Origin of the sequence: Micromonospora sp. DT41 (assembly GCF_049841715.1) — a bacterium.
In the GTDB taxonomy this organism is placed as follows: domain Bacteria; phylum Actinomycetota; class Actinomycetes; order Mycobacteriales; family Micromonosporaceae; genus Micromonospora; species Micromonospora profundi.
On record NZ_JBNCKU010000010.1, the window covers coordinates 75,259 to 99,056 of the forward strand.

Annotated in this window: 24 protein-coding genes and 1 riboswitch; of the genes, 6 read left to right on the plus strand and 18 right to left on the minus strand. The window is 72.2% G+C overall.

Annotation, left to right across the window (positions count from 1 at the left end):
* Window positions 1-36: 36 nt before the first annotated feature.
* From ACLQ23_RS19720 to pdhA, 3 genes are read right to left on the minus strand one after another with little or no spacing between them, the layout of a single operon-like run.
* Window positions 37-1,476, minus strand: coding sequence for a dihydrolipoamide acetyltransferase family protein (locus ACLQ23_RS19720; protein ID WP_355589450.1), 1,440 nt, complete (start codon window positions 1,474-1,476; stop codon window positions 37-39).
* Window positions 1,461-2,465 carry an alpha-ketoacid dehydrogenase subunit beta gene (locus tag ACLQ23_RS19725; RefSeq protein WP_355589448.1) on the minus strand — a complete coding sequence of 335 codons (1,005 nt, stop codon included), beginning with the start codon at window positions 2,463-2,465 and terminating at the stop codon, window positions 1,461-1,463. The genes ACLQ23_RS19720 and ACLQ23_RS19725 overlap by 16 nt, the downstream gene beginning before the upstream one ends.
* Entirely contained in the window at window positions 2,462-3,661 is a 1,200-nt protein-coding gene (gene pdhA, locus ACLQ23_RS19730) for a pyruvate dehydrogenase (acetyl-transferring) E1 component subunit alpha (protein WP_425735293.1), read from the minus strand. The genes ACLQ23_RS19725 and pdhA overlap by 4 nt, the downstream gene beginning before the upstream one ends.
* Window positions 3,662-3,806: 145 nt before the next feature.
* Here pdhA and ACLQ23_RS19735 point away from each other — a divergent pair, with 145 nt between their 5' ends.
* Window positions 3,807-4,241, plus strand: a complete 435-nt coding sequence (locus ACLQ23_RS19735; protein WP_425735294.1) for an Lrp/AsnC family transcriptional regulator — start codon at window positions 3,807-3,809, stop codon at window positions 4,239-4,241.
* Between the two features lie 53 nt (window positions 4,242-4,294).
* Here the strand turns inward: ACLQ23_RS19735 and ACLQ23_RS19740 are convergent, their stop codons facing one another.
* Genes ACLQ23_RS19740 through ACLQ23_RS19755 form a run of 4 tightly spaced genes read right to left on the minus strand, consistent with a single transcriptional unit; the run spans window position 4,295 to window position 8,518 of the window.
* Complete coding sequence (locus ACLQ23_RS19740; RefSeq protein ID WP_355589302.1) at window positions 4,295-5,266, minus strand: DNA polymerase domain-containing protein; 972 nt, start codon at window positions 5,264-5,266, stop codon at window positions 4,295-4,297.
* Between the two features lie 36 nt (window positions 5,267-5,302).
* Window positions 5,303-6,607: an acyltransferase family protein gene (locus ACLQ23_RS19745; RefSeq protein WP_355589300.1), complete on the minus strand. Its 1,305-nt coding sequence runs from the start codon at window positions 6,605-6,607 to the stop codon at window positions 5,303-5,305.
* 22 nt (window positions 6,608-6,629) lie between these two features.
* Window positions 6,630-7,631, minus strand: a complete 1,002-nt coding sequence (locus ACLQ23_RS19750) for an NAD-dependent epimerase/dehydratase family protein (protein ID WP_355589298.1) — start codon at window positions 7,629-7,631, stop codon at window positions 6,630-6,632.
* Window positions 7,628-8,518: a glycosyltransferase family 2 protein gene (locus ACLQ23_RS19755; protein ID WP_355589296.1), complete on the minus strand. Its 891-nt coding sequence runs from the start codon at window positions 8,516-8,518 to the stop codon at window positions 7,628-7,630. Before ACLQ23_RS19755 ends, ACLQ23_RS19750 begins: the two co-directional genes overlap by 4 nt.
* A gap of 207 nt (window positions 8,519-8,725) precedes the next feature.
* Between ACLQ23_RS19755 and ACLQ23_RS19760 the strand changes: the two genes are divergently transcribed.
* From ACLQ23_RS19760 to ACLQ23_RS19775, 4 genes are all read left to right on the plus strand, one after another.
* Entirely contained in the window at window positions 8,726-10,279 is a 1,554-nt protein-coding gene (locus tag ACLQ23_RS19760; RefSeq protein ID WP_355589294.1) for a glycosyltransferase family 39 protein, read from the plus strand.
* Between the two features lie 72 nt (window positions 10,280-10,351).
* The gene (locus tag ACLQ23_RS19765) at window positions 10,352-11,083 is read left to right on the plus strand and encodes a histidine phosphatase family protein (RefSeq protein ID WP_355589292.1); all 732 of its coding nucleotides are present in this window, start codon (window positions 10,352-10,354) and stop codon (window positions 11,081-11,083) included.
* Window positions 11,067-11,939: an NAD(P)H-hydrate dehydratase gene (locus tag ACLQ23_RS19770; protein ID WP_355589290.1), complete on the plus strand. Its 873-nt coding sequence runs from the start codon at window positions 11,067-11,069 to the stop codon at window positions 11,937-11,939. Before ACLQ23_RS19765 ends, ACLQ23_RS19770 begins: the two co-directional genes overlap by 17 nt.
* Window positions 11,940-12,029: 90 nt before the next feature.
* Window positions 12,030-12,530, plus strand: coding sequence for a hemerythrin domain-containing protein (locus ACLQ23_RS19775; protein WP_355632024.1), 501 nt, complete (start codon window positions 12,030-12,032; stop codon window positions 12,528-12,530).
* A gap of 66 nt (window positions 12,531-12,596) precedes the next feature.
* Here the strand turns inward: ACLQ23_RS19775 and ACLQ23_RS19780 are convergent, their stop codons facing one another.
* A complete protein-coding gene (locus ACLQ23_RS19780) occupies window positions 12,597-13,403 on the minus strand; it encodes an SDR family NAD(P)-dependent oxidoreductase (protein WP_355589286.1) in 807 nt (268 codons plus the stop codon).
* A 148-nt stretch (window positions 13,404-13,551) separates the two neighbouring features.
* Window positions 13,552-13,643, plus strand: a riboswitch (ZMP/ZTP riboswitch).
* Window positions 13,644-13,661: 18 nt separating this feature from the next.
* On the opposite strand from ACLQ23_RS19780, the gene ACLQ23_RS19785 reads away from it, so the two are divergent.
* Window positions 13,662-15,098, plus strand: coding sequence for a glycine hydroxymethyltransferase (locus tag ACLQ23_RS19785; RefSeq protein ID WP_355632021.1), 1,437 nt, complete (start codon window positions 13,662-13,664; stop codon window positions 15,096-15,098).
* A gap of 109 nt (window positions 15,099-15,207) precedes the next feature.
* Here the strand turns inward: ACLQ23_RS19785 and ACLQ23_RS19790 are convergent, their stop codons facing one another.
* From ACLQ23_RS19790 to ACLQ23_RS19835, 10 genes are all read right to left on the minus strand, one after another.
* The gene (locus ACLQ23_RS19790) at window positions 15,208-15,468 is read right to left on the minus strand and encodes a hypothetical protein (protein ID WP_355589282.1); all 261 of its coding nucleotides are present in this window, start codon (window positions 15,466-15,468) and stop codon (window positions 15,208-15,210) included.
* Between the two features lie 183 nt (window positions 15,469-15,651).
* Window positions 15,652-15,975 carry an antibiotic biosynthesis monooxygenase family protein gene (locus ACLQ23_RS19795; protein ID WP_355589280.1) on the minus strand — a complete coding sequence of 108 codons (324 nt, stop codon included), beginning with the start codon at window positions 15,973-15,975 and terminating at the stop codon, window positions 15,652-15,654.
* On the minus strand, window positions 15,972-17,219 hold the full coding sequence (locus tag ACLQ23_RS19800; protein WP_355589278.1) for a beta-ketoacyl synthase N-terminal-like domain-containing protein: 1,248 nt from the start codon (window positions 17,217-17,219) through the stop codon (window positions 15,972-15,974). The genes ACLQ23_RS19795 and ACLQ23_RS19800 overlap by 4 nt, the downstream gene beginning before the upstream one ends.
* Window positions 17,216-18,487: a beta-ketoacyl-[acyl-carrier-protein] synthase family protein gene (locus tag ACLQ23_RS19805; protein ID WP_355589277.1), complete on the minus strand. Its 1,272-nt coding sequence runs from the start codon at window positions 18,485-18,487 to the stop codon at window positions 17,216-17,218. The genes ACLQ23_RS19800 and ACLQ23_RS19805 overlap by 4 nt, the downstream gene beginning before the upstream one ends.
* A complete protein-coding gene (locus ACLQ23_RS19810; RefSeq protein WP_355632019.1) occupies window positions 18,484-18,879 on the minus strand; it encodes a cupin domain-containing protein in 396 nt (131 codons plus the stop codon). The genes ACLQ23_RS19805 and ACLQ23_RS19810 overlap by 4 nt, the downstream gene beginning before the upstream one ends.
* The gene (locus ACLQ23_RS19815) at window positions 18,872-19,624 is read right to left on the minus strand and encodes an SRPBCC family protein (RefSeq protein ID WP_355632017.1); all 753 of its coding nucleotides are present in this window, start codon (window positions 19,622-19,624) and stop codon (window positions 18,872-18,874) included. Before ACLQ23_RS19815 ends, ACLQ23_RS19810 begins: the two co-directional genes overlap by 8 nt.
* Window positions 19,621-21,063 (minus strand): acetyl-CoA carboxylase biotin carboxylase subunit, encoded by a 1,443-nt coding sequence (locus ACLQ23_RS19820; RefSeq protein ID WP_355589271.1) that lies wholly within the window; start codon window positions 21,061-21,063, stop codon window positions 19,621-19,623. The genes ACLQ23_RS19815 and ACLQ23_RS19820 overlap by 4 nt, the downstream gene beginning before the upstream one ends.
* Before the next feature lie 19 nt (window positions 21,064-21,082).
* Window positions 21,083-21,664 carry an acetyl-CoA carboxylase biotin carboxyl carrier protein gene (gene accB / locus ACLQ23_RS19825; RefSeq protein ID WP_425735295.1) on the minus strand — a complete coding sequence of 194 codons (582 nt, stop codon included), beginning with the start codon at window positions 21,662-21,664 and terminating at the stop codon, window positions 21,083-21,085.
* Window positions 21,665-21,690: 26 nt separating this feature from the next.
* Window positions 21,691-23,439 (minus strand): acetyl-CoA carboxylase carboxyltransferase subunit alpha, encoded by a 1,749-nt coding sequence (locus ACLQ23_RS19830; RefSeq protein ID WP_355632014.1) that lies wholly within the window; start codon window positions 23,437-23,439, stop codon window positions 21,691-21,693.
* Complete coding sequence (locus ACLQ23_RS19835; protein WP_355589267.1) at window positions 23,436-23,774, minus strand: TcmI family type II polyketide cyclase; 339 nt, start codon at window positions 23,772-23,774, stop codon at window positions 23,436-23,438. Before ACLQ23_RS19835 ends, ACLQ23_RS19830 begins: the two co-directional genes overlap by 4 nt.
* Between the last annotated feature and the right edge of the window lie 24 nt (window positions 23,775-23,798).

Below are 23,798 nucleotides of genomic sequence, written 5' to 3' on the forward strand. Positions count from 1 at the left end.
CCGCACAGGGCGGCGCCGGGGCCGGGGTACGTCGTATCAGGTGGCGGCGATCAGCAGGGCCGGGCGCTCCACGCAGTCCGCGACGTGCCGCAGGAAGCCACCCGCCACCCCGCCGTCGCAGACGCGGTGGTCGAAGGTGAGGCTCAACTGGGTCACCTTGCGGACTGCCAGTTGCCCGTCGAGGACCCACGGCTTGTCCACGATCCGGCCCACGCCGAGCAGGGCCGCCTCGGGGTGGTTGATGATCGGTGTGGAGCCGTCCACGCCGAACACCCCGTAGTTGTTGAGCGTGAACGTACCCCCGGTCAGCCGGGCCGGCGGAAGCGTTCCCGCCCGCGCGGCGGCCGTGGTGGCCGACAGTTCGGCGGCCAACTCGGCGGTGGTGAGCCGTTGGGCGTCGCGCAGCACCGGCACGAGCAGGCCCCTGTCGGTCTGCGCGGCGATACCCAGGTGCACCCCGGCGGACTGGATGATCCGCTGCCCTTCGGTGTCGACCCGGGCGTTGAGCTGCGGGAACCTGCGCAGCCCGCTGAGGCAGATCCGGGCCAGCAGGGCCAGGATGCTCACCGGCGCGTCCGGCGTCGCCGCGTTTATCGCGGCCCGGGTCTCCAGCAGGCCGGTGGCGTCCACGTCGACCCAGATGGTCACCTCGGGGATCTCCCGCCGACTGCGGGACAGCTTGTCCGCGATCACCTTGCGCACGCCGGTGAGCGGGACGACCACGTCGCCGTCCCCGGCCGGGGCCAGGGCGACGTGCGGGTCCGGCGCTGCGGCGAGCCGGGCCGCCGGAGTGGTGAGCGCCGCCTCGACGTCGGCGCGACGGATCACACCGCCCGGTCCGCTGCCGCGTACCGTGCTCAGGTCGACGCCACTGTCGCGGGCCAGCCGCCGGACGATCGGCGAGATGACCAGCGCGGCGCCCGCCGCAGAGCCGGCGGCCGGCGAGGCCGATGCGCCGACGATGACCGGGGCGGCCGACGCGCCGGCCGTGACCGGGGCGGCGCCACCCGGCGAGCCGCTGGCGGCGGCCGAGGTGGGCTCCGCGCCCGCCGGGACGTCGGTCGGCTCCGGTGCCAACGCCAGCCGGGGCCGGCGACGACGGCGGGTCGCGCCGCCGTGCCCGGTGCCGTACCCGATCAGCACGTTGCCGGAGCCGGCCCGCTCCTCCTCACGGTAGGTGGCGTGCCCGGCCGGCTCGTCGCCGTCGCCGTCCAGCGGCGCGATGGTGATCAGCGGCTGGCCGACCGGACGGACCTCACCGGCCGCGCCGTGCAGGGTCACCACCCGCCCGGCGTACGGGCAGGGCACGTCGACGACCGCCTTGGCGGTCTCCACCTCCACGACGCTCTGGTCCACCGTGACCACGTCGCCCACGGCGACCCGCCACTCGACGATCTCCGCTTCGCTCAGCCCTTCGCCCAGGTCGGGCAGGAGGAAGACCTGCGTGCGCTCGACGGTGGTCATGCCGCCGCCCAGCGCGCGTCCGGCTGGTCGTCCCACTGGAGACGGGCCACCGCGTCGAGCACCCGGTCCACGCCGGGCAGGTGGGTGTGCTCAAGCATCGGCGCCGGGTACGGGATGTCCAGCCCGGCCACCCGCAGCACCGGCGCGTGCAGCGCGTGGAAGCAGCGCTCCTGCACCCGGGCCGCGATCTCCGCGCCGACACCCGCGAACCCGGGTGCCTCCTGGATCACCACACACCGCCCCGTACGGCGTACCGATGCGGTGATTGTGGCGTCGTCGAACGGCACGATGGTGCGCACGTCGACCACCTCGAGGTCCCAGCCCTCCTCGCGGGCGGCCTCGGCGGCCTCCAACGCCACGGGCACCGCCGGCCCGTACGCCACGAGTGTGGCGTCGCGCCCCGGCCGGCGTACGACGGCCCGGCCGAACGGCTCGGCACGCGTCGGCAACTCCGCGTCGGCGCTGGCGAAGTAGAGCTTCTTGGGCTCCATGAAGACCACCGGGTCGGGGTCGTCGATCGCCTCGCGCAGCAGCGAGTACGCGTCGGCCACGGTCGCCGGGGTGACGACCTTCAGCCCGGGGGTGTGCGCGTAGTACGCCTCGGACGAGTCACAGTGGTGCTCCACCCCGCCGATGCCACCGGCGTACGGCACCCGGATGACGATGGGCACGCTGAGCGCGCCACGGGTCCTGTTGCGCAGCTTCGCCACGTGCGAGGCGATCTGCTCGAACGCCGGGTACGCGAACGCGTCGAACTGCATCTCGACGACCGGCCGGAGCCCGGACATGGCGAGGCCCACGGCGAAGCCGACGATGCCGGCCTCGGCGAGCGGCGTGTCGAAGCAGCGCTTCTCGCCGAAACGGGCCTGGAGGCCGTCGGTGATCCGGAAGACGCCGCCGAGTTGGCCGACGTCCTCGCCGAAGACGACGACCCGCTCGTCGGCCGCGAGGGCGTCGGCGAGAGCGGTGTTGAGCGCCTTCGCCATCGTGGTGGCCATCAGGCGGCACCATCCTCGTCGTTCGCGGCGGCCAGTTCGGCGCGCACCTGCTCACGCTGCTCCACCAGTTGCGGGGTGGGTTGGGCGTAGACGTGGTCGAAGAGGCTCAGCGGGTCGACTGTGGGCTTGGTGTTCATCCGCGTCCGCAGGTCCGCCGCGTACGCCTCGGCCTGCTCGGCGATCTCGGCGACGGCCGCGTCGTCGAGCACCCCGCGCGAGCGCAGGTAGGTCTCCAGGCGGGCGACCGGGTCGCGGTCGCGCCAGGCGTCGACCTCGGCGCCGTCGCGGTAGCGGGTGGCGTCGTCGGCGTTGGTGTGCGGCTCCATCCGGTACGTGTGCGCCTCCACCAGGAACGGCCCGTTGCCGGCGCGGGCGTGCGCTACCGCGCGGGTCAGCACGGCGAGGACCGCCACCGGGTCGTTGCCGTCGACCTGCTCGCTGGGCACGCCGTAGCCGACGCCCTTGTACGCCAGCGACGGCGCGGCGGTCTGCCGGGACAGCGGGACGCTGATGGCGTACCTGTTGTTCTGGACGAAGTAGACGACCGGCGCCTTGAACACGGCGGCGAAGTTGATGCCCTCGTGGAAGTCGCCCTCGCTTGTCGCGCCGTCACCGATGAAGGCCAGCGCCACGGTGTCGCGCCCCTGGTACGCCTCACCGTGCGCCAGCCCGGCGGCGTGCACGCACTGGGTGGCGAGCGGGGTGCACTGCGGTGCGGTCCGTACCTCGGTCGGGTCGTAGCCGCAGTGCCAGTCGCCGCGCAGCAGCGTGAGCACCTCGACCGGGTCGATGCCCCGGGCGACGAGCGCCATGGACTCCCGGTAGGTGGGGAAGACCCAGTCGGTGTCGCGGACGGCGAGCACGGCGGCGACCTGGCAGGCCTCCTGGCCCCGGGAGGACGGGTAGACGGCCAGCCGGCCCTGCTTGGTCAGTGCTGTGGCCTGGGTGTCGAACCGGCGACCGAGGACCATCCGGCGGTACAGCTCACGCAGCGCCTCGACGGGTGGCTCCGGATAGTCGGTGCGGGCGGGCAGCGGTGTGCCGCGCTGGTCGAGCAGGCGGACCGGCTCGGCGTCCGGCAGCAGCGGGCGGGCCGGGTCGGGCGGGGTGACCGTCCGGCGGGTGCGCGGGGATGCCCTGCGGACCGCCTGGGGTGTGGTCGTCACGGCGGGACCTCCTGGGACGTGTGGTGGGCCTATGCTTCCGCCTAACGGATGATTGACTCAAGATCCACGCAGAAGGCGGGACGATTGGCATGACAGGGGCGCAACAGTGAGCCAGGAGGCCACCGAGGACGCCGGCCGGGCGTCGGGATCGGGACGATCGGTTCGCCCACTCGACGACGTGGATCGGCGGATCCTCGACGAGTTGGTCCGCGACGGCCGTACGTCGATCCGCACCCTCGCCGAGCGCATCCACATCTCCCGCACCAACGCGTACTCCCGGGTGGAGCGCCTGCTACGCGACGGGGTCATCACCGGGTTCCGGGCCCAGGTGGCGCCCGAGGCTGCCGGGTTGGGCACCTCGGCGTACATCGCGTTGACGATCCAGCAGAACACCTGGCGGGAGGTCTCCGCCGAGCTGGCCCAGGTGCGCTACATCGAGCACGCCGCCCTGCTCGGCGGCGACCACGACGTGCTCGCGCTTGTCCGCGCGCCGGACAACGCCGCGTTGCGGGACCTGGTGCTGGGCCGGGTGCAGAGCATCGCCGGGGTGCTGTCCACCCGCACCTGGCTGGTCTACGAGGAGTTCGACGGAGCCAGCAGCCCCTGGGCCTGAGGTGCAAGGAAGGGCCCCTTATTAGCGCCCAGGCGTTAACAAGGGGCCCTTCCTTACCGCTCGGGTGGGGCTTCCAGCCCTTCGCGGTCGGCCAGTTCCAGCAGCGGCTCCAGCGAGTGCCGGTCGCCGTCGAGACCGGCGTGCGGGTCGCCCCGCTCGGCGAACCGGGCCGGCATCGACAGCACGTCGAAGTCCTCCGGCCGGGCGTCGTCCAGCTCCTCCCAGGCCAGCGGCGCCGACACCAGCGCCTGCGGCGTCGGCCGGATCGAGTACGCCGAGGTAACAGTGTGGTCGCGGGCCATCTGGTTGTAGTCGACGAAGACCGGGCGGTCCCGTTTGTCGCGCCACCAGGTGGTGGTGACAAGCTCCGGCAGCCGGCGTTGCATCTCCCGACCCAGGGCGAGCACCGCGCGGCGGCACTCGCCGAAGGTCCACCGCGGCTCGATCGACAGGTAGACGTGCAGGCCGCGCCCTCCGGTGGTCTTCGGATAGCCGGTGAGGCCCAGCTCGGCGAGGAACGCCCGTACCTCCCGGGCCACCGGCACCACCTGCTCGAAGCCGACCCCCGGCATCGGGTCCAGGTCGATGCGCAGCTGGTCGGGGCGCTCCACGTCGGCGGCGGTCACCGGCCACGGGTGGAACCGCAGGGTGCCCAGGTTGACCGCCCAGATCACCACCGCCAGCTCGCTGGGCGCGACCTCGTCGGCGGTGCGGCCACTGGGGAAGGTGATGTGCGCGGTGCGCACCCAGTCGGGCGCGCCCGCCGGCAGCCGCTTCTGGTAGAAGGCGTCCCCCCGGTTGGTCTGCCGGGTGGCGATCGTCGCGCCCTCGAAGACGCCGCGCGGCCAGCGTTCCAGCATCGTCGGCCGGTCCCGCAACGCGCGCAGGATGCCGTCACCCACCGACAGGAAGTAGCGGACCACGTCCAGCTTGGTCAGCCCACGCTCCGGAAAGTACGGCTTGTCGGGGCTGGAGACGCGGACCAGCCGCTCCCCCACCTGGATCTCCTGCGCCGCCGTGGCCACGCCCCGAGGGTACGACGCCGACGGCGGGCCCGGGTGCTACCGGCCGGGGACCAGCGTGGCGCGCTGCTGCGGCAGCTCCTGCGTCGGGCCGCCCACCGACACCTGTGGCGTCGACGGTGGTTCCTCGGCCACGGCGGTCTGCTGCTCGACCGGCACCTTCTGCGACGACCGTCGTGCCACGAAGCCCGGCGTCCAGTCCTTCAACCGCAACGCAGGCCGCTCGACAAGCTTCCAGGACAGGAACGCGGCGGCGAAGGCGGCAGCCACCGACATCGCGGCGAACGGCACGTACCCCCAGCGGCTCCAGCCGAGGCTCGCCATCACCTGCTGGAAGATGAACCCGTAGATGTAGATGCCGTACGAGTAGTCGTTCTTGCGGCCCACCCAGTGCACCTGGCGCGGCATCCGCACCGACAGCCAGACCAGCAGGTACGCGAACGCGGGCAACCCGATGACGAAGAAGCCGCCGAAGAGCAGCGACAGCCCGAGCGCCAGCGCCGACCCGATGCCGAGCGCGTCGTTGATCGGCACCCGCTCCCGGTAGAGATCGAGGGTCGCGCCGAAGGCGAACAGGAAGCCCAGGTAGACGATGTAGTGGAAGTTCATGACGCCCACCAGGGGCGAGTCGAACGTCCAGGCCGCCGTCGAGGCCGGGCCGCTGACCCGCCCCGAGCTCACCCAGTCCTGGAGGATGCTCAGGTAGAGCGCGACGGTCAGGAAGAGCACGAACCGGCGGGCGTTGCGCAGCACCGCCGTCACGGCCAGCACGCCCACCACGACGTAGCAGAACATCTCGTACTTGAGCGACCACAGGGCGCCGTTGAAGACGCTGGAATTGCTCTTCTCACCCCACGGGGTGGTCTCCTTGAGCAGGTCCTGGATGCCGTACTGGCGAACGCCGGTCCACCAGTTGGCCTGCAGGTACGCCAGCGGGCCGCCCCGGTCCCAGGCGTTGTCGAAGAAGCCGCTCGTGGTGCCGTGCTCGCGCAACGCCACTAGCGGGGCGACCACCAGCGCGGTGATCAGCAGGCAGACCCAGAGGCCGGGGAAGATGCGCAGGGCCCGGTGCCACGAGTAACGGATGATGCCGGTACGCCGCGCGCTGCGGGTGATCAGCAGGCCGGAGAGCACGAAGAAGCCGTACACGGCCATCGTGCCGACGTTGGTCTGCCGACCGGTCAGGTGGTAGCCGAGGTCGTTAGCGCCGAAGCCGAGCGGCTTGGAGTGCGACAGCACGACGCCCACCGCGAGACAGAGCCGGATCAACCCGATGCCGTTGCTGCGACCGGAGAGCAGGTCGGCGAGCGTGCCACGGGAGCGGAGGAGGGCGGGGGTAGTCATGCGGCCAGGAACCTCTCGACCATCAGGCGGGCACCTCGGCGCCGGCGTGCTCCCACAACTGCTTCATCTCGGTGTGCAGATCATCGCTCGGCGACCAGCCGAGCAGCTCGGCGGCCAACCCGACGTCCATCCGCTGCCAGGTCGTCTCGGCAGGACCGGTGCGCTCGCCCTCGACCAGGTCGGCCGGAACCTCACTGACGTCGATGAGGAGCTGGACCATATCACGCGCGCTGGCCGCAACCCCCCGCCCGATGTTGATCACGTGACCGGCGGCCTGCGGGCGGGTTGTGGCCAGCAGCACGGCGGCGACGACGTCACTGAGCCCGACGAAGTCACGGCGGGAGCCCAGCGGGGCAAGCTCCAGCCGGGCCCGCTGCCCGGCCCGTTCGGCGTCGCGCAGCTTCCCCACGACCACGCCGAGCAGGCTGTGCCCGGGCTGGCCCGCGCCGATCACGTTGCCGACCCGCAGCGTGACGCCCTCGATGAGGCCACGCCGATCGGCCTCGGCGAGCGCCGTGGTGCAGCGCAGCTTGAACTCGCCGTACGGCATCACCGGCGCGGCGGGCAGATCCTCGGGCATCGAGGTGTCCACCGGTACCAGTCCGTACTCGTGCACGCTGCCGAGCTGGACCACCCGGACCCGGCGGGGCAGCCGGCCGGCGGCCTCGATGAGCCGCTCGACAAGCGTGACGTTCACCGCGAGCATCTGCGCGTCGGTGAGCCCCCACATCCCACCCGCGGCGTTGATCACCACGTCGGGGTCGAGCTCACGCAGCACGTCGGCGATCTCGTCGACGCTGGCGGCGGCCAGGTCGAGTGCGCGGACCACCACCCCTGGACCGAGGTCCCTCGGCTGGCGCGCGACGGCCACCACGGCGTGCCCCTGGTCGGCGAGCGCACGGCAGATCGGACGACCGAGGAAGCCCGTACCGCCGAGCACCGTCACCCGCAGGGACGAGCCGGCATTCTCGGACGGGCCTGCGGAAGTGGCTGGCACGGCGTACCCCTGGGTGTCGTCGCTCATCGACCCGGCCCGAACGCGTGCCGGGACAGGCTGCGCACGCCGGCCATCTTGCCCGACCGGACCGCTGCCGGCAGCAGCGTGATGGCGTGCAGTCGGGACGAGGTGTAGCGGCGGGCGGCCCGGGCCGCCCGGGGCCACCCCTGCTCGTCCATCCGCCGGGCGACGTCGACGAAGAACGCCCGCGCCTCGGTGAACCGGGAGCCGGTGACCGCGTCGGCGGCGGACTTGCTGACCGCGTGCCGCCGGTACTGGAAGCACAGGGTGTTGTCGACAGCCATCTGCTCCCCCCGCTCGATCAGGTCGATCACCAGGGCGAGGTCCTGGATGACCTGGAACTCGTCGCGGAAGTCGACGGCCTTCAGCGCGTCCGTCCGCCAGCAGATCGACGGGAAGTAGAACCAGCAGCCGCGCAGCAGGCTGGCCGCGAGGTCTTCGCCGCCCATCAGCTGCCGGGATTCGATCTTGGGGGCGTAGAGCCGCCGCTTGGCCTCGTCGACGATCGTGTTGACCACGGCGCCGTCGGCGTCGATGATCTCGACCCCCGGTTGGATCATGCAGACGCCCGGGTACTCCTCGATCACCGATCGCACCGTGGCCACGTAGTTGGGGTGCATGATGTCGTCGGTGCCCATCATCACCAGGTACTCGTGCTCGGCGAGGCCGACGCACTTGCGGTAGTTACCGGTGACCCCGAGGTTGCGCTCGTTGCGCTGGTAGCGGACCCGCTCGTCGGCGATGCCGGCGAACCACTCCGGCACCCCCGGCTCCTGGCCGTCGTCGACGACGGTGAGGCGCCAGCCACTGTCACTCTGTGCCATCACGCTGCGGACGGCCGCCTGCATGAGGGGCACACTCCCGTAGTACGGCAGCATGATGTCGACAATCATCGGTGGGCGGGCCTAACTGTGCGTGGTGGAAGTGCGCGACAGGCGCGGGCCACATTATCAGGCATCGCGCTCGGATCGATTACCGGCGAACCGGCCGCGCGACGCGTCGCGCCACCGCCCGGACCACCCCGTCGACGGGTCCGACGACGACCTCGGCGACGGCTATCATCGTCGCGCCCGCACCGCACGCCCCCCGATCGGATGCCGATGTCAGATCGCGCCGTCACCACGGACGCGCCCCCAGCGAAGACCGCGGCGGGTCCACCTCCGCCGAGCCCCGGGGAGCACCGTCGGCCATTCGTCAAGCGGGTGGCGCTGAGCGTCTGGTTCTGGCCGACGGCGTTCGCCGCCCTCGCGGTCGGCTGGGGCATCGGCAGCCCGGAGATGTGGCACGACGAGCTGGTGACCGTCGACGTGGCGACCCGCTCCACAGGGCAGATCATCGGCATGCTGGCGAACGTCGACGCCGTACACGGGACGTACTACCTGTTCATGCACGGCTGGACCACCCTTTTCGGCACCGGGCCGGCCGCGGTACGCCTGCCGTCGGCGCTGGCAATGATCCTGGCGACCGCGTGCGTGGCGCTTGTCGGGCGGCGGGTCTTCGGCCAGACGGCGGGGGTCGCCGCCGGTTTCGCCTTCGCCCTGGTGCCCACCGTCACCCGGTTCGGCCAGGAGACCCGCTCGTACGCCTTCGTCGTCCTCGCCGCGGCCGCGGCCACCCTGTTCCTGCTCCGGGCGTTGGAGCGGCCCGGATGGCTGCGGTGGGCGGCGTACGTGCTCGCCGTGGCCGGCATCGGCCTGGTGAACGTGGTGGCGCTCACGCTGCTGCTCGGGCACGGTGTGGCCGTCCTCGTGCACTGCTGGCGGCAGCGCCGCTGGTGGTCGGTGCTCTGGTTCACACTCGCCGCCGCCGGCGGGGTGGGCATCGCCGCGCCGGTGATCCTGCGGGGCATGAAACAGGCGGGCCGGCAGATCAGCTGGATCCCCGACAGCGCGCCCTGGATCGTCTGGGAGCAGGCCCTCGGCTCGACGCTGCTCGCCGTCGCGGTGACCGCGCTGGCCGTTGTGGGCGTCGTGACCCACCTGCGGCGCGACGTCGCGGCCCGGACCGTCATGGCGACGGTGATCGCCGTCCTGCCGCTGCCGGTGATCCTGCTGGCCTCCACCGGCGACATCAACTACTTCTTCTCCAAGTACCTGCTCTTCCTGCTGCCCGCCTGGGCGGTGCTCGCCGGTGCGGGAGTCGCCGCGCTGCGCCGCCCGCCGCTGGTGGCGGCCGCGCTTGTGGTGCTCGCCGCCCTGTCCGTGCCCGGTCAGCTCGCACTGCGCGACGAGTTCTCGCACGGCTGGTACACGTACCCGCAGGCGCGGGCGTTCGAGCCGCTGTCCTACTCCGAGGCGGCGCGGGTCATCGAGGCGGGCTACCAGCCCGGCGACGGACTGGTGGCGGGCGGCCCCTGGTGGTGGATGCACGAGCCGGGAGTGCGCTACTACCTCCCGTCGGACGTGTCCCCCCGCAACGTCTTCCAGCAGCGGTCGGCGGCCCAGCGCGACGAGCTGTTCGGCGCTGACTGCGCCGACCCGGCCCCCTGTCTGCGTGACGAGGCCCGCCTCTGGGTGCTCTTGCCGACCGTCACCGACGCGCCGCTGACCGGGCTGCCCAAGAAGCAGGCAGCCGCGCTGACCAGCCGCTACGACGTGGTCCGCGTCACCCACGTGACCGGGCTGACAGTGGCGCTGCTGCAACGACGCGGCTGAGCGGTGTCACGGCCGGCACCGCGCCGGCCGTGACACGGTTACCTCCGGCGACGCCCGGGTAGGGGGTCCGGCATGGCGGAACTGGCGACCCTCTGGATCATCCGACACGGCGAGAGCACCGCGAACGTGGCGGCCACCCGGGCCGAGACCACCGGTGCGGAGCTGATCGAGCTAAGCCACCGCGACGCCGACGTGCCGCTCTCCCCCACCGGCGAGGAGCAGGCCCGGGCGACCGGTCGCTGGCTCGCCGGGCTGCCCGAGGACCGCCGCCCCGACGTCGCGGTGGTCTCGCCGTACCTGCGGGCGGTGTCCACCGCCGAGCTGGCACTGCACGACACGGGGGTGCCGGTCAGCCGGGACGAGCGGCTGCGTGACCGGGAACTGGGCATTCTCGACGGCCTTACCGCGCACGGCGTTCGCCAGCGGTTCCCCGACGAGGCCGAACGTCGCGCCCGGCTGGGCAAGTTCTACTACCGGCCGCCCGGCGGTGAGGCCTGGACCGACGTGGCGCTGCGCCTGCGGGCCCTTCTCGGTGACCTGCGCCGGGACCACGCCGGTCAGCGGGTGCTGCTCTTCGGCCACGACGCGCTTGTCTTCCTGCTTCGTTACCTGGTCGAAGGGCTGACCGAACCGGAGCTTATGGAGTTGACCCGCGACCACGTCATCGCCAACTGCTCGATCACCGACTGGTCCGCCGACGCCGACGGCCGGCTGGTGCTGGGCGGGTTCAACGAGATCGGTCACCTGCAGCGGCAGGGCGCCGAGCCGACCAGGGAGGACGAGGTCCATGCCGAACCGGTCTGAGGTGCAGGTGATCACGCCGGGCCTGCTGCGGGACTGGGCGCTGCCGGTGCCGACCGGCGGCAAGGAGAGCCGCGGCACCGTGCTCGTGATCGGCGGCTCCCGCTTCACCCCCGGCGCGGTGCTGCTCGCCGGTGTGGCCGCGCTGCGCGCCGGCGCCGGAGTGCTCCAGTTGGCCGCCGCCGAGTCCACCGCCGCCACGCTGAGCATCCAGGTGCCCGAGGCGCTCGTGGTCGGGCTGCCGGAAACCTCCGACGGCGCTGTCGTCGCCGACCGTGGCGGCCAGCTCGACGACCTGATCGCTGAGGCGGACGTGGTGACCCTCGGCCCCGGCCTCAAGGGCATCGACGAGACCGTCCGGCTGCTCAACCTGGTCCTGGAGGCGGCCGGACCGCGCACCCCGCTTGTGCTCGACGCGTACGCCCTCGGTGCGCTCAGCCACGAGCCGAAGCTGCTCGTCGGCTCGGGCCGGCCGGTGGTGCTCACCCCCAACGTCACCGAGGCCGGGCACCTGCTCGGCCGGGAGCCTGGCGACGACCTGGACGCCGAGGCCGCCGAGCTGGCCGCCCGGTACGAGGCTGTCGTGTCGCTCTACGGGCACGTGGCGGCCCCGGACGGGCGTCGGTGGCGCGAGGAGAGCGGGGACGCCGGGCTCGGCACCTCCGGCAGCGGGGACGTGCTCGCCGGCCTGCTGGCGGGACTGCTGTCGCGGGGAACCGACCCGGCGCAGGCCGCCTGCTGGGGTGCCTTCGCGCACGCGGTGAGCGGTCAGCGGCTGATCCCCCGGTACGGCCGGATCGGCTTCCTCGCCCGGGAACTGCTCGACGAGATCCCCCGCACCCTCGCCACCGTCGTCTGACCAGACACTTCGACCGATTCCGCCCGTTTCCGCAGTTCAGCAACGGGGTACCGGATCGACACCACACGAGCCACCAAAGGGGGTCAGCCGGTGTCGACCGATGCCATCGTCCTGCTCAAAGAGGACCACAAGGAGATGCGCCGCCTGTTCAAGGCGTTCCAGGACGCCGAGGAGGACCCAGCCAGCAAGCGGCAGAAGCTTGTGGACCAGATCCTGGAGGCCCTTACCGTGCACACCTACCTGGAGAACGAGGTGATGTACCCGGAGGTCCGCCGGCTCCTGCCCGACCTGGAGGACGACATCCTGGAGTCGTACGAGGAGCACCACGTGGCCGACGTGCTCTGCCTCGAACTGGCAAGCATGGACGCCGACGACGAGCGCTTCAACGCCAAGACCACGGTGCTCATCGAAAGCGTCACGCACCACGTCGAGGAGGAGGAAGAAGAGTGGTTCCCGAAGGTCCGCGAGGCCCTGGGGCGTAAGCAGCTCCAGGAGATCGGGGAGAAGATGATCGCGCTGCGCGCGGACGCGCCCCGCACCCCCACCGCACCCAAGGCGATCAAGAAGGCACGCGACGCGGTGACCGCCTGAGCCGACACCGTACGACGAGGGGCCCGGCGCTGCCGGGCCCCTCGTCGTGGACGCCGTTCGGCGGGGTCAGTCGCCGGAGCCGGGCTCGGCCATCCGACGGTGCTGCGCGGCCTTGAGCTTGTCCGGGACGAGCTTTCCGGCGGCCGTCTGCACCTTGTTCACGAACGCTCCCGCGGTGACGGTCTGGTCGCCCCTCATCAGCGCGGCGAAACCCTGCGCCGCGACCTGCGCCGGGTCGTCCTTCTTCCCGGAACCCACACGGGTGTCCTCCATGTCGGCGCGCTCGAAGAACGCCGTGTCGGTCGGCCCGGGCAACAGGGCGGTCACCGTGACCCCGGTGTCCTTCAGCTCGTTGCGCAGCGCCTCCGCGAAGGACTGCACGAACGACTTCGACGCGTTGTAGACGGCCTGGAACGGTCCCGGCATGGTGGCGGCGATCGACGACGTGAACAGCACCCCGCCGGTGCCGCGCCGGACCATTGCGGGCAGCAGCAGCTTGGCCAGGTGCACTGTCGAGCGCACGTTCAGATCCACGATCTCCAGCTCGTCGCGCAGGTCGGTGCCCCCGACGAACGCCCCGCCGGCGCCGCGGCCGGCGTTGAGCGCCAGCGCCTCCAGTGGGCGTCCGGTCGCCTCGACCGCCGCCACCAGCTCTCGCACGTCCTGCTCGCGGGCCAGGTCGACGCGGATCGACCAGACCTGCGGCCCGCCGTCGCGGCGCAGCTTCTCGGCCGCCGCCGCGATGCTCTCGTCATCGGCGGCGACGATCAGGTCGAACCCGTGCTCGGCGAACTGGACTGCCAACTCGTACCCGATCCCGCTGGACGCGCCGGTCACCAGGGCCAGCGGCCGGTCGGTGGTCGGTGTGGTCATGGTCAACTCCTCTCGTGCGGCACGGCCGCCACGGTCCGCACCCGGTGCGGCAGCCGTCCACCCAATGCCCCGCCACGGAGCGCCCAATCACCTCGGCGGGTCGGGTCCGGAGGTCGGCCGGGTCTTTCCCGGCCGGCCCGGTAGGATCGGCGCGGGCCGTTACTGGCGCGTGGGGATGGACAACCATCAGGGAGCGGTCCCGTCACGAGGACGTTTTTGCCGAGCGCCTGGGCCTTCCGCACGTCTGTAGGAGGTCGTATGTCGCAAAACGCCGAGTCCACCGCGTTCCGGAGTGCCCTTGAGGTGATCCGGGCTGTCGAGCCACGGGTGGCCGACGCCATCGGCGCCGAGCTGACCGACCAACGGGAGTCGCTCAAGCTCATCGCCAGTGAGAACTACGCCTCCCCGGCGACGCTGCTGGCGATGGGCAACTGGTTCAGCGACAAGTACGCCGAGGGCACCGTCGGACGCCGCTTCTACGCCGGCTGCCAGAACGTCGACACCGTCGAGGCGCTCGCCGCCGAGCACGCCCGGGAGCTGTTCGGCGCCGCGCACGCGTACGTCCAGCCGCACTCGGGTATCGACGCCAACCTGGTGGCCTTCTGGGCGATCCTCGCCGACCGGGTGGAGTCCCCCGCCCTGAAGAAGGCCCAGGTACGCCAGGTCAACGACCTCACCGAGGCGGACTGGTTCGCGCTGCGGCGTGAGCTGGGCAACCAGCGGATGCTCGGCATGTCGCTGGACGCCGGCGGTCACCTCACCCACGGCTTCCGGCCGAACATCTCCGGCAAGATGTTCGACCAGCGCAGCTACGGCACCGACCCGGTTACCGGCCTGATCGACTACGACCGGGTGGCCGAGGCCGCCCGCGAGTTCAAGCCGCTGATCCTGGTGGGCGGCTACTCGGCGTACCCCCGGAAGGTGAACTTCCGGATCCTGCGGGAGATCGCCGACTCGGTCGGCGCGACCTTCATGGTCGACATGGCGCACTTCGCCGGCCTGGTGGCGGGCAAGGTCTTCACCGGCGACTTCGACCCGGTGCCGCACGCGCACATCGTCACCACCACCACCCACAAGTCGTTGCGCGGCCCGCGCGGCGGCATGGTTCTCTGCGGGCCGGAGCTTGCCGACCAGGTCGACCGGGGCTGCCCGATGGTGCTCGGCGGGCCGCTGCCGCACGTGATGGCCGCCAAGGCGGTCGCCCTCGCCGAGGCCCGTCGCCCCGACTTCGCCGACTACGCGTCGCGGATCGTGGCGAACGCGCAGGCCCTCGCCGACGGTCTGCTGCGGCGCGGCGCGAAGCTCGTCACCGGCGGCACCGACAATCACCTGGTGCTGATCGACGTGTCCGGCTACGGGCTCACCGGCCGCCAGGCCGAGCAGGCGCTGCTGGACTCGGGCATCGTCACCAACCGCAACTCCGTCCCGCAGGACCCGAACGGCGCCTGGTACACGTCGGGCATCCGGATCGGCACCCCGGCGCTCACCACCCGGGGGCTCGGCACCGCCGAGATGGACCAGACCGCTGAGCTGATCCACACCGTGCTGGCCCAGACCACCGCCGGCGCCAACGCTGACGGCACTCCGTCGAAGGCGAAGTACACCCTCGACCCGGCGCTCGCCGACAAGGTGTCCCGCCAGGCCACCGACCTGCTGGCCCCGCACCCCCTCTACCCGGGCATCAACCTGGCCTGACGCGCCCCATAGCGGTCGATCATGGAGTTGTGGTGCCCGATACGGGCTGGTAGACGGCTTTCGTCCACCACCACAACTCCATGATCGACCCGCGTGGGAGGGGTCAGGCCTAATTCAGGGGGCGCTTCAGGTGGTAGCGGTGGACTTCTGTGCTGCCCTGGACGTTGTTTACGTCTTCGGCGGCGGCTACCAGCTCCCAGCCCTCGCGGCCGGCACGGTTGAGGTGCGCGATCGCGGTGTCGCCGAAGGCCGTGATGTCCTTGCGTGACCCATCGGGGCCGTACCAGACGAACGAGACGTGGAAATTGCGGCCCTGACCCTGATAGCGGCGGACGAGCAAGGCGTACTCCCAGGCAACCATGCGCTCCATTATGACTGTCCAACCTGGACGCCAACACACCAGAGGTCGCACATTGCCATGGGGTGAACGCGCTGTGTCACCACAGAAACCAACCCACCCCGCCGATCTTGCACTTTCGGTCGTAGAAATGCGGGAAATATCCTCTATGCCGCGGCAGGAAGTGCAAGATCGCGGAGGGCGGGGCCCGCACCCTCAGGCCGGCGCGAACGTGGGCGTCTGGGCGTGGATGTGGAAGCGCAGCGAGCGGGCGTCGGTGAAGCACTCCCGCATCGGTCGCACCAGATCGCGGTGCTCGGGGCTGCGTTCCCAGGTCTCGAAATCGGCTAGGCTCGCCCACTCGCTGGTGATCAACCACTGCTCCGGGTCGGTCGACGAGCGGCACACCTGGTCGACCAGGTGCCCCGGCACTCCGCCGGCCACCAGATGCCGCACCTGCTCGTACGCGGCCAGGAACGCCTCGGTACGCGGCTCCGGCACCCGTACCAGGAAGACCACCCGGGCTCGCTGCTCGCTCATGACGTTCCTCCCGTCGTCGGCGCGGCCCCCCGCAGGACCAGCGCGCTGTTGAACCCGTCGAAGCCCCGCGCGCAGACAAGCGCCAACCGGCGGTTCGGCCGGCGATGCTCCCGCAGGAAGTCCAGTTCGCACCCGTCGGCCACCTGGTCCGGGCCTGCGGACGCGGGCAGTGTGTCGTGCGCGAAGGCGAGCAGCGCGGTGGCCACGTCCAACGCCGACCCACCCTGGTGCGCGCGCCCGGTCAACGACTTGTGCGTCGTCACCGGAGGCGGCCGGTCGGCGAACACCGCGCGTAGCGCCTCGGCCTCGCTGCGGTCGTAGCGGGGCACGCCGAGCGCGTCGGGCACCACCACGTCGATCCCGGCGGCCGATACACCGGCCCGGTCCAGGGCCAGTCGCATGGCGCGGGCGTACTGGATCGGATCGCCCGCGCTGTCCGTCGTGGTGTGCGCGGCGTCGTGGGTGGAGCCCCAGCCGCTGACCTCGCCGTAGACCCGGGCGCCACGCGCCAGGGCGTGCCCCAGCTCCTCGACCACGAACACCGCGCCACCCTCGGCCGGCAGGTAGCCGCTGGCCGTGGCGTCGAACGGCCGGTACGCCCGCTCCGGGTCGGAGACGTCGCTGAGCAGCCCCGAGCGCAGTTGGCAGGCCAGCGCGTACGGGCTCAGCGGACACTCGGTAGCCCCGGCGATCACCACAGGCGTGCCCCGGCGCACCGCGCGGGCCGCGTGCGCGAGACTGTCCAGCCCACCGGCCGCCTCCGCGACAAGCACCCCACTCGGGCCCTTGAACTGGTGGTGGATGGAGAGCTGCCCGACGCTCGCCGCATAGAACCAGGCGATCGACTGGTACGCGCCGACGGTGCGCGACGTGCCACCCCAGAGGCGTTGCAGCTCCCGCTGGCCGAACAGGTTGCCGCCGGACGAGCTCGCCAGGGTCATCGCGTAGCCGTACGGGTCGGGCGCCCGTTCGGGCAGGCCGGCATCTGCCAACGCCAGTCGGGTGGCGGCGAACCCGAGGTGTGTCCACCTGTCGGTCTGCACCAGTTGCCGGCTGCCGGCGTACGCGTCGGCGGCGAAGCCGGGCACCTCCCCGCCGTAGCGGGTCGGGTAGTCCGACGGGTCGAACAGCGTGATCGGTCCGGTGCGGCGGGTGCCGGCGAGGACCGTACGCCAGTGCGCGTCCACACCGATGCCGCTGGGCGCGACCACGCCGATACCGGTCACCACGGCTCGGGCTGTCACGCGACCGCTCCGGTCAGACGGCGGAACACCATCGCCGACTGGAAGCCACCGAAGCCGCTGCCCACCGACAGGGCCACGTCCACCGGGACCTCGCGTGCCTCGTTCGGCACGTAGTCCAGGTCGCACTCGGGGTCGCGGGTGCTCCAGTTGGCGGTGGGCGGCACCACGCCGAACTCGATGGCGAGCGCACACGCGGCCATCTCGATGGACCCGATCGCGCCGAGCGAGTGCCCCACCATCGACTTGATCGAACTGATCGGCACCCGGTACGCGGCCTGGCCCAGCGCCCGCTTGAACGCTGCCGTCTCGTGCCTGTCGTTCTGCCGCGTGCCGGAGCCGTGGGCGCTGATGTAGGAGACCTGCTCGGGGGCGATCCGGCCCTGCTTGAGCGCGTCGGTGACCGCCAGGCCCATCTCCAGCCCGTCCGGGCGCAGCCCCGTCATGTGGTAGCCGTTGCTGCGGCTGGCGTACCCGGCGACCTCGCAGTAGACGTGCGCGCCCCGCCGACGGGCGTGCCCGGCCTCCTCCAGCACCAGCACCGCCGCGCCCTCGGCAAGCACGAACCCGTGCCGGTCTGCGTCGAACGGGCGGGAGGCGTGTGCCGGGTCGTCGTTGTCCGGGCTTGTCGCCTTGATGGCGTCGAACGAGGCGACGGTGACCGGGGAGATCGGCGAGTCTGCGGCGCCGGCCAGCACCACGTCGGCCTCGCCGTCGACGATCATCTGGTGGGCGTAGCCGATGGCGTCGATGCCGGAGGTGCAGCCGGTGGAGACGACCTGCGCCGGGCCGTGCAGGCCGTGCCGGCAGGCCACGTCGGCGGCCAGGCTGCTGGGCACCAACGCCTGATAGAGGTACGGGCCACCGCGCGCCGCGTCGACAAGCCAGCGTCGACCGTGCTCGCTGACCCGGACGTACTCCTGCTCCAGGGCCATCGTGCCGCCGACCGCCGTACCGAGCACCACCCCGGCCCGCTCCCGCTGCGCGTCGGTCAACTCCAGGCCGGCGTCGGCGACCGCCTCGGCCGCGCAGGCCAGCGCGAACTGCACGTACCGGTCGGCGCGGCGCCGCTCGGCGTGGCTGAGCCCGGCCGCGATCGGGTCGAAGTCGCACTCGGCGGCGATCTGCGAGCGGAACGCCGACGGGTCGAAGAAGCTGATCCGCCGGGTGGCCGTACGCCCCTCGGTGATGGTCTTCCAGAAGCGGTCCCGGCTCGCGCCGCCGGGTGCGACCACTCCGACACCTGTCACCACAGTGCGCCGCCCGGTCACGATGACTCGACAAGCTCGGTGTCGACGTGCCCCAGCTCGGGGCGGGGGGCGAGCGGGCCCAGGTGGAAGACCACCTCGGCCGGTTCGACACCGGTGTTGCGCAGCCGGTGCCGCACGTTCACCGGCACGAACAGCGCCTCACCCGCCGCCAGCGACGTCGGCTCGCCGTCCAGGTCCACGATGATCGCGCCGCGGGTCAGATACAGGAACTCCTCGCTGTACGGGTGGTAGTGCTCGGCGATCCGCTCCCCCGGCGCGAGCGTCGCCACACCGAGGAAACCCGACGTGCTGCCGACGGTGCGCGGGCCGAGCAGGACCCGCAGCTCGCCACCGCGCCGACGGTCGGCAGGTACGTCCCCGACGGCGATCGGTCGTGTGCTCAGGTCACTCATCGCCGGCTCCCGTCGGCTCGTCGCGGCCGGTGTCGCAGTGCTCGGCGCGTTGCCGGGCGATCCGCTCCACCCGGTCCTTGATCACGGTGAGTTGGACGACGCTGTTGGTGTTGATCCGCTCGGTCATGGCGGCGTTGTCGACCGGGGCGGTCGGCTTCATCGCGAAGTCCTGCGTCCAGGTCATCCGGGTGCCGCCGGCCTCCTCGGCGTAGCGCCAGTGGATCCGCATGTACTCGAACGGTCCGGTCTCCACCCGGTGCGCGCGCACCTGCCGGCTCACCGGGTCGGCGGTACGTTCGCTCACCCAACTCCAGGACACACCGTTCTCGTCGGGGTACATGGTGAGCCGGAACCGCACTGTGTGCCCGTCACGGTGCAGGATCTCCACCACCGCGTACTCGGTGAACAGTTCGGTCCAGTTCGCCACGTCGTTGGTGATCTCCCAGACCAGTGGCAGCGGCGCGTCGATGACGATGCCGTTCTCGGTGTGGCCGGGCGGGTCGGCGCGGCGGGCCACCAGGTCCGCGACCGCCGGGATGCTCAGCTGCCCGGCCTGCTCGGGAATGCTCACCTGCCACCTGTCGGCGACGACGGCGGAGAGTTCCAGCAGGGCGAGCGAGTCCATGCCCAGTTCCTCAAGCGAGGCGGCGGGGGCGCGGGCCGCGGCGTCGGCGTCCAGTCCGCAGTGGGCCACCAGGATGTCGGTGATCTCGGCGGTCAGCGGGCGACCATGGGTGACGGTCATCGGGTCCTCCTGTGGGGAACGTCGGGCTCCGCGGCGGGCGCGGTGCGTACTGCGGTGGTGGCCGTCGACCGCTGCGCGGGCGTCGGAGGTGGTGTGGCGAGCAGACGGTCGACGATGCCTGTGGTGTAGCGACCCTTGCGGAAGGAGGCGTCGTCGAGCACCCGTCGGACGAACGGGATTGTGGTGTGCACGCCCGGCCCGGCGACGTCGAACTCCTCCAGGGCGCGCTCCAGGCGGTTGAGCGCCAACTCCCGGTCGGGCGCCCAGACCACCACCTTGGCCAGCAGGGAGTCGTACCAGGGGCCGACGAGGTAGCCGGCGCGGGCGTGGGTGTCCACACGGGTGAAGGGGCCGCCGGGTGGGGTGAACCGTTCCAGCCGGCCGGGGGTGGGTGCGAAGTCGCGGTCGGGGTCCTCGGTGTTGACCCGGCACTCCACGGCGACGCCGTGCAGTCGGATCTCCTCCTGCCGCCAGCGCAGCGGCACCCCGGCGGCGATGTGCAACTGCTCGTGCACAAGGTCGATCCCGGTGATCATCTCGGTCACGGGATGCTCCACCTGGATCCGGCAGTTGATCTCCAGGAAGTGGAACTGCTCCTCGGCGTCGACGAGGAACTCAAGGGTGCCGGCGCCCACGAAGCCGACCTCCAGCGCCCCCCGCAGCGCGGTCCGGGCGATGGTGTCGAGGGTGGTGGCGGGCAGTGCCGGTGCGGGCGCCTCCTCGACGAGTTTCTGGTGCCGGCGCTGCACCGAGCAGTCCCGGGTGCCCAGGTGTACACCGTTGCCGTGCGCGTCGCAGAGCACCTGCACCTCGACGTGCCGGGCAGTGGTGAGGTACCGCTCGACGTACACCCGGTCGTCGCCGAAGGCGGCCTGGGCGGCGGCCCTCGTGCGCGCGTACGCCCGGGCCAGCTCGCCCGGGGCGTGCACCACTGTCATCCCCCGGCCGCCGCCCCCGGCGGCGGCCTTCACGATCACCGGATAGCCGATGGCGTCGGCAACCTCGGCCGCCGCGGCAGCGGTGGGCACCGGTGCGACGCTGCCCGGCGACAGCGGCAGGCCGGCCTGGCTCATGAGCGCCCGCGCCGACGACTTGTCGGCGAGCGCCGCCATCACCGCTGGCGGTGGGCCGATGAAGACCAGCCCGTTGTCGGCGCAGATCTCGGCGAAGTCGGCGTCCTCGGACAGGAAGCCGTAGCCGGGGTGCACTGCCTGCGCGCCCACCTGCCGGGCGGCTTCGACGATGGCGGCGGCGTTGAGGTAGCTGCGCCGGCTCGACGCCGGGCCGATCCGGACAGCCTGGTCGGCGAGGCGGACGGCCGCCGAGTCGGCGTCGGCGGCGGAGTAGACGACAGCCGTCCGGACGCCGAGTTCCCGGCAGGCCCGCAGCACCCGCAGCGCGATCTCGCCCCGATTGGCGATCAGCACGGTCTCGAACATGGCCACCCCACCCGCGCCGTCAGGCCGGATCCAGCTCGACCAGCGGCTGGTCGTACTCCACCGGCTGGCCGTCCTGGACGAGGATCGCGGCCACCCGACCGGCGCGGTCGGCGGTCACCTCGTTCATCAGTTTCATCGCCTCGACGATGGCCACCGGCTGTCCCGGACGGACCAGGTCGCCCACGGCGACGAACGGTCCGGCGCCGGGTTCCGGCGCCCGGTAGAAGGTGCCGACGACCGGCGCCCGGACCGCCGTGCGCCCCGGGACCGGTGGCCGGATCAGCGACGCCGTCGCCCCGGAGGCCGTAGCGGTCGGCTGCGGCGACACGGCGGGCGCGGCGGGCGGCAGACCCGCTGGTACGTCCGGCAGCGCCGCCGCCTCGCCGGGGTGCCACTCCACCTCCAGCACCGTCGACCCGCTGTGCAGCCGGATGCGGCGCACCGGCCCGGCCAGCTCGGCGATCAGCTGCCGTACCTGTCGGCGCAGCCCGGCCAGCACCTCCTCGTCGGGCACCGCGACATCAAGCGGCGCGGCGGCGAGCGGCGCGACATCGGGCACCGCGACATTGAGCGGTGCGGTGGCGAACGGCGCGGCGGTCAGCGGCGCGGCGGCGTCGGGTCCGGCGGTCACCGGGCACCCGCCCGGGTGCCGACACGGGCCGCACCGAAGCGGCGGAACCGTTGCCTGCGGCGGCGTACCAGGGTCGCGGGCGGCACGTCCAGCAACGGCAGCAGGTTGGCGAGCAACGCGGCACGCAGCCGGTCGGCAGTCTCGGCCGGGTCGTCGTGCGCGGCCGATGCCGGCTCCGGCACGATCTCGTCGACCACGCCGAGGCGGCACAGCTCGGGCGCGGTCAGCCGCAGCGCGCGGGCGGCCTGCGGCGCCGCGCGCCGGTCCGGCCAGAGGATCGCCGCGCAGCCCTCCGGGCTGATCACCGAGTAGACGGCGTGCTGGAGCATCAGCACCCGGTCGGCGACAGCGAGGGCCAGCGCGCCACCGCTGCCGCCCTCACCGGTGATGACCGCGAGCACGGGGGTCGGCAGCATCGTGAGGGTCAGGATGTTCTCCGCGATCGCCGCCGCCTGGCCGTGCTCCTCGGCGCTGACCCCCGGGTCGGCGCCCGGGGTGTCGACGAGGGTGACCACCGGCAGGCCCAGCCGGGCGGCGAGGCGCATCAGCCGCAGCGCCTTGCGGTGCCCTGCCGGGCTGGCCATGCCGAAGTTGCGGGCCACCAGTTCGGCTGTGGTGTGGCCCTTCTGGTGGCCGATCACCATGAGGTGTCGACCGGCCAGCTTGGCCAGACCCCCGACGACGGCCGGGCAGTCCCCGCCGAGACGGTCGCCGTGCAACTCGACGAACCCGTCGAAGACGGAGTCCAGATAGTCCAGTGTGGTCGGTCGGCCCGGGTGCCGGGCGATCCGCACGGTGTCCCACGCGTCGCGTACCCCCGGCTGCGGCTCTCCGACGGCCGGCACACCGACAGCGCCTGCGGCCGGCGCCGGGCCGTCACCGGCGCCGCGCTCGCGGTACGGCAACGGCTCCTGCCGAGGTACGGGCGGACGGCTCGGACGGCAGTGGTCGGCGGCGGCGAGCAGCGCCGACAGTCGCCCCCGCAGCGACCGGCGCTGCACCACCATGTCCACCTGGCCGTGGCGCAGCAGAAAGTCGGCGGTCTGGAAGCCCTCGGGCAGTTCCCGGCCGGTGACCTGGCGGATCACCCGGGGGCCGGCGAAGCCCATCCGTGCGCCGCTCTCGGCGAGCACCAGGTCGGTGTTGGTGGCGAACGACGCCGCCACCCCGCCGTAGGTCGGGTCGGTGAGCACGCTGATCGTGAGCAGGCCCGCCTCGCGCAGTCCGGCGATGGCCTGGCTGACGGTGGCCATCTGCATGAGAGACAGAGCGCCCTCCTGCATGCGCGCACCGCCGGACGCGGTGACGAGGACGAGCGGGATCCGGTCGTCAAGCGCTCGTTCGGCGGTCCGGGTGATCAGCTCACCCACCGCGCTGCCCAGGCTGCCGCCGAGGAAGCGGAAGTCCATCACGGCCAGGGCAGCCGGGTGTCCACCGATGGTGGCGGTGCCGCAGACCACCGCCTCGGGCAGACCGGTGCCGGCCCGCGCGGCGGTGAGTCGGTGCGGGTACGGCAGCACGTCGACGAAGTCGATCGGGTCGGTCGCGGGCAGCAGGTCGGGCAGGAGGCACAGTGACCCCGGGTCGACGAGTTGCCGGAGCCGTTCCGGAGCGGCGAGCCGGGCGTGCGAACCACATTCCGGGCAGACGTCGAGGTTGCGCCGCAGCCGCTTGCGGTAGAGCAGGCTGGAGCAGCCGGCGCAGCGGGACCACAGCCGCTCCTCCCGCGGCGCGGTGGCGGTCACGAGCGCCGCCCGGCGTCGGTGGCGTCGAACCGGTAGAAGCACTGCGCCATCGCGTCGCGCGGCGAGCGCCAGGTCGGCAGGTACGGCGAGACGTACGGCCGGAGCCTGTCGCTGACCCGTACGAACTCGGGGTGTTCCCGCACGGCCTCCACGGCGCCCTGCGCCGGTCGCTCGGTTTCGAGCAGGTGCACGTAGAGGTCGTGCAGTCGGTACAGCGAGCGGTGCCGGACACCGACCAGGCGCGGTAGCTCCGTCGCGTCCGACTCGGCGAAGATCTCGGCCACCTGTTCCTCGGCGGTCGGGACGACCTTCGCGACGATCAACGATCGGTCCATGGCTGGGCCTCCCCCACGGCGTCC

Coding starts and splice junctions, on each gene's coding strand:
- ACLQ23_RS19745 (WP_355589300.1), bottom strand. CDS start 6,607: ATGACTACCCCCGCCCTCCTCCGCTCCCGTGGCACGCTCGCCGACCTG.
- ACLQ23_RS19750 (WP_355589298.1), bottom strand. CDS start 7,631: ATGAGCGACGACACCCAGGGGTACGCCGTGCCAGCCACTTCCGCAGGC.
- ACLQ23_RS19755 (WP_355589296.1), bottom strand. CDS start 8,518: ATGATTGTCGACATCATGCTGCCGTACTACGGGAGTGTGCCCCTCATG.
- ACLQ23_RS19760 (WP_355589294.1), top strand. CDS start 8,726: ATGTCAGATCGCGCCGTCACCACGGACGCGCCCCCAGCGAAGACCGCG.
- ACLQ23_RS19765 (WP_355589292.1), top strand. CDS start 10,352: ATGGCGGAACTGGCGACCCTCTGGATCATCCGACACGGCGAGAGCACC.
- ACLQ23_RS19770 (WP_355589290.1), top strand. CDS start 11,067: ATGCCGAACCGGTCTGAGGTGCAGGTGATCACGCCGGGCCTGCTGCGG.
- ACLQ23_RS19780 (WP_355589286.1), bottom strand. CDS start 13,403: ATGACCACACCGACCACCGACCGGCCGCTGGCCCTGGTGACCGGCGCG.
- ACLQ23_RS19785 (WP_355632021.1), top strand. CDS start 13,662: ATGTCGCAAAACGCCGAGTCCACCGCGTTCCGGAGTGCCCTTGAGGTG.
- ACLQ23_RS19790 (WP_355589282.1), bottom strand. CDS start 15,468: ATGGAGCGCATGGTTGCCTGGGAGTACGCCTTGCTCGTCCGCCGCTAT.
- ACLQ23_RS19795 (WP_355589280.1), bottom strand. CDS start 15,975: ATGAGCGAGCAGCGAGCCCGGGTGGTCTTCCTGGTACGGGTGCCGGAG.
- ACLQ23_RS19810 (WP_355632019.1), bottom strand. CDS start 18,879: ATGAGTGACCTGAGCACACGACCGATCGCCGTCGGGGACGTACCTGCC.
- ACLQ23_RS19815 (WP_355632017.1), bottom strand. CDS start 19,624: ATGACCGTCACCCATGGTCGCCCGCTGACCGCCGAGATCACCGACATC.
- ACLQ23_RS19820 (WP_355589271.1), bottom strand. CDS start 21,063: ATGTTCGAGACCGTGCTGATCGCCAATCGGGGCGAGATCGCGCTGCGG.
- ACLQ23_RS19835 (WP_355589267.1), bottom strand. CDS start 23,774: ATGGACCGATCGTTGATCGTCGCGAAGGTCGTCCCGACCGCCGAGGAA.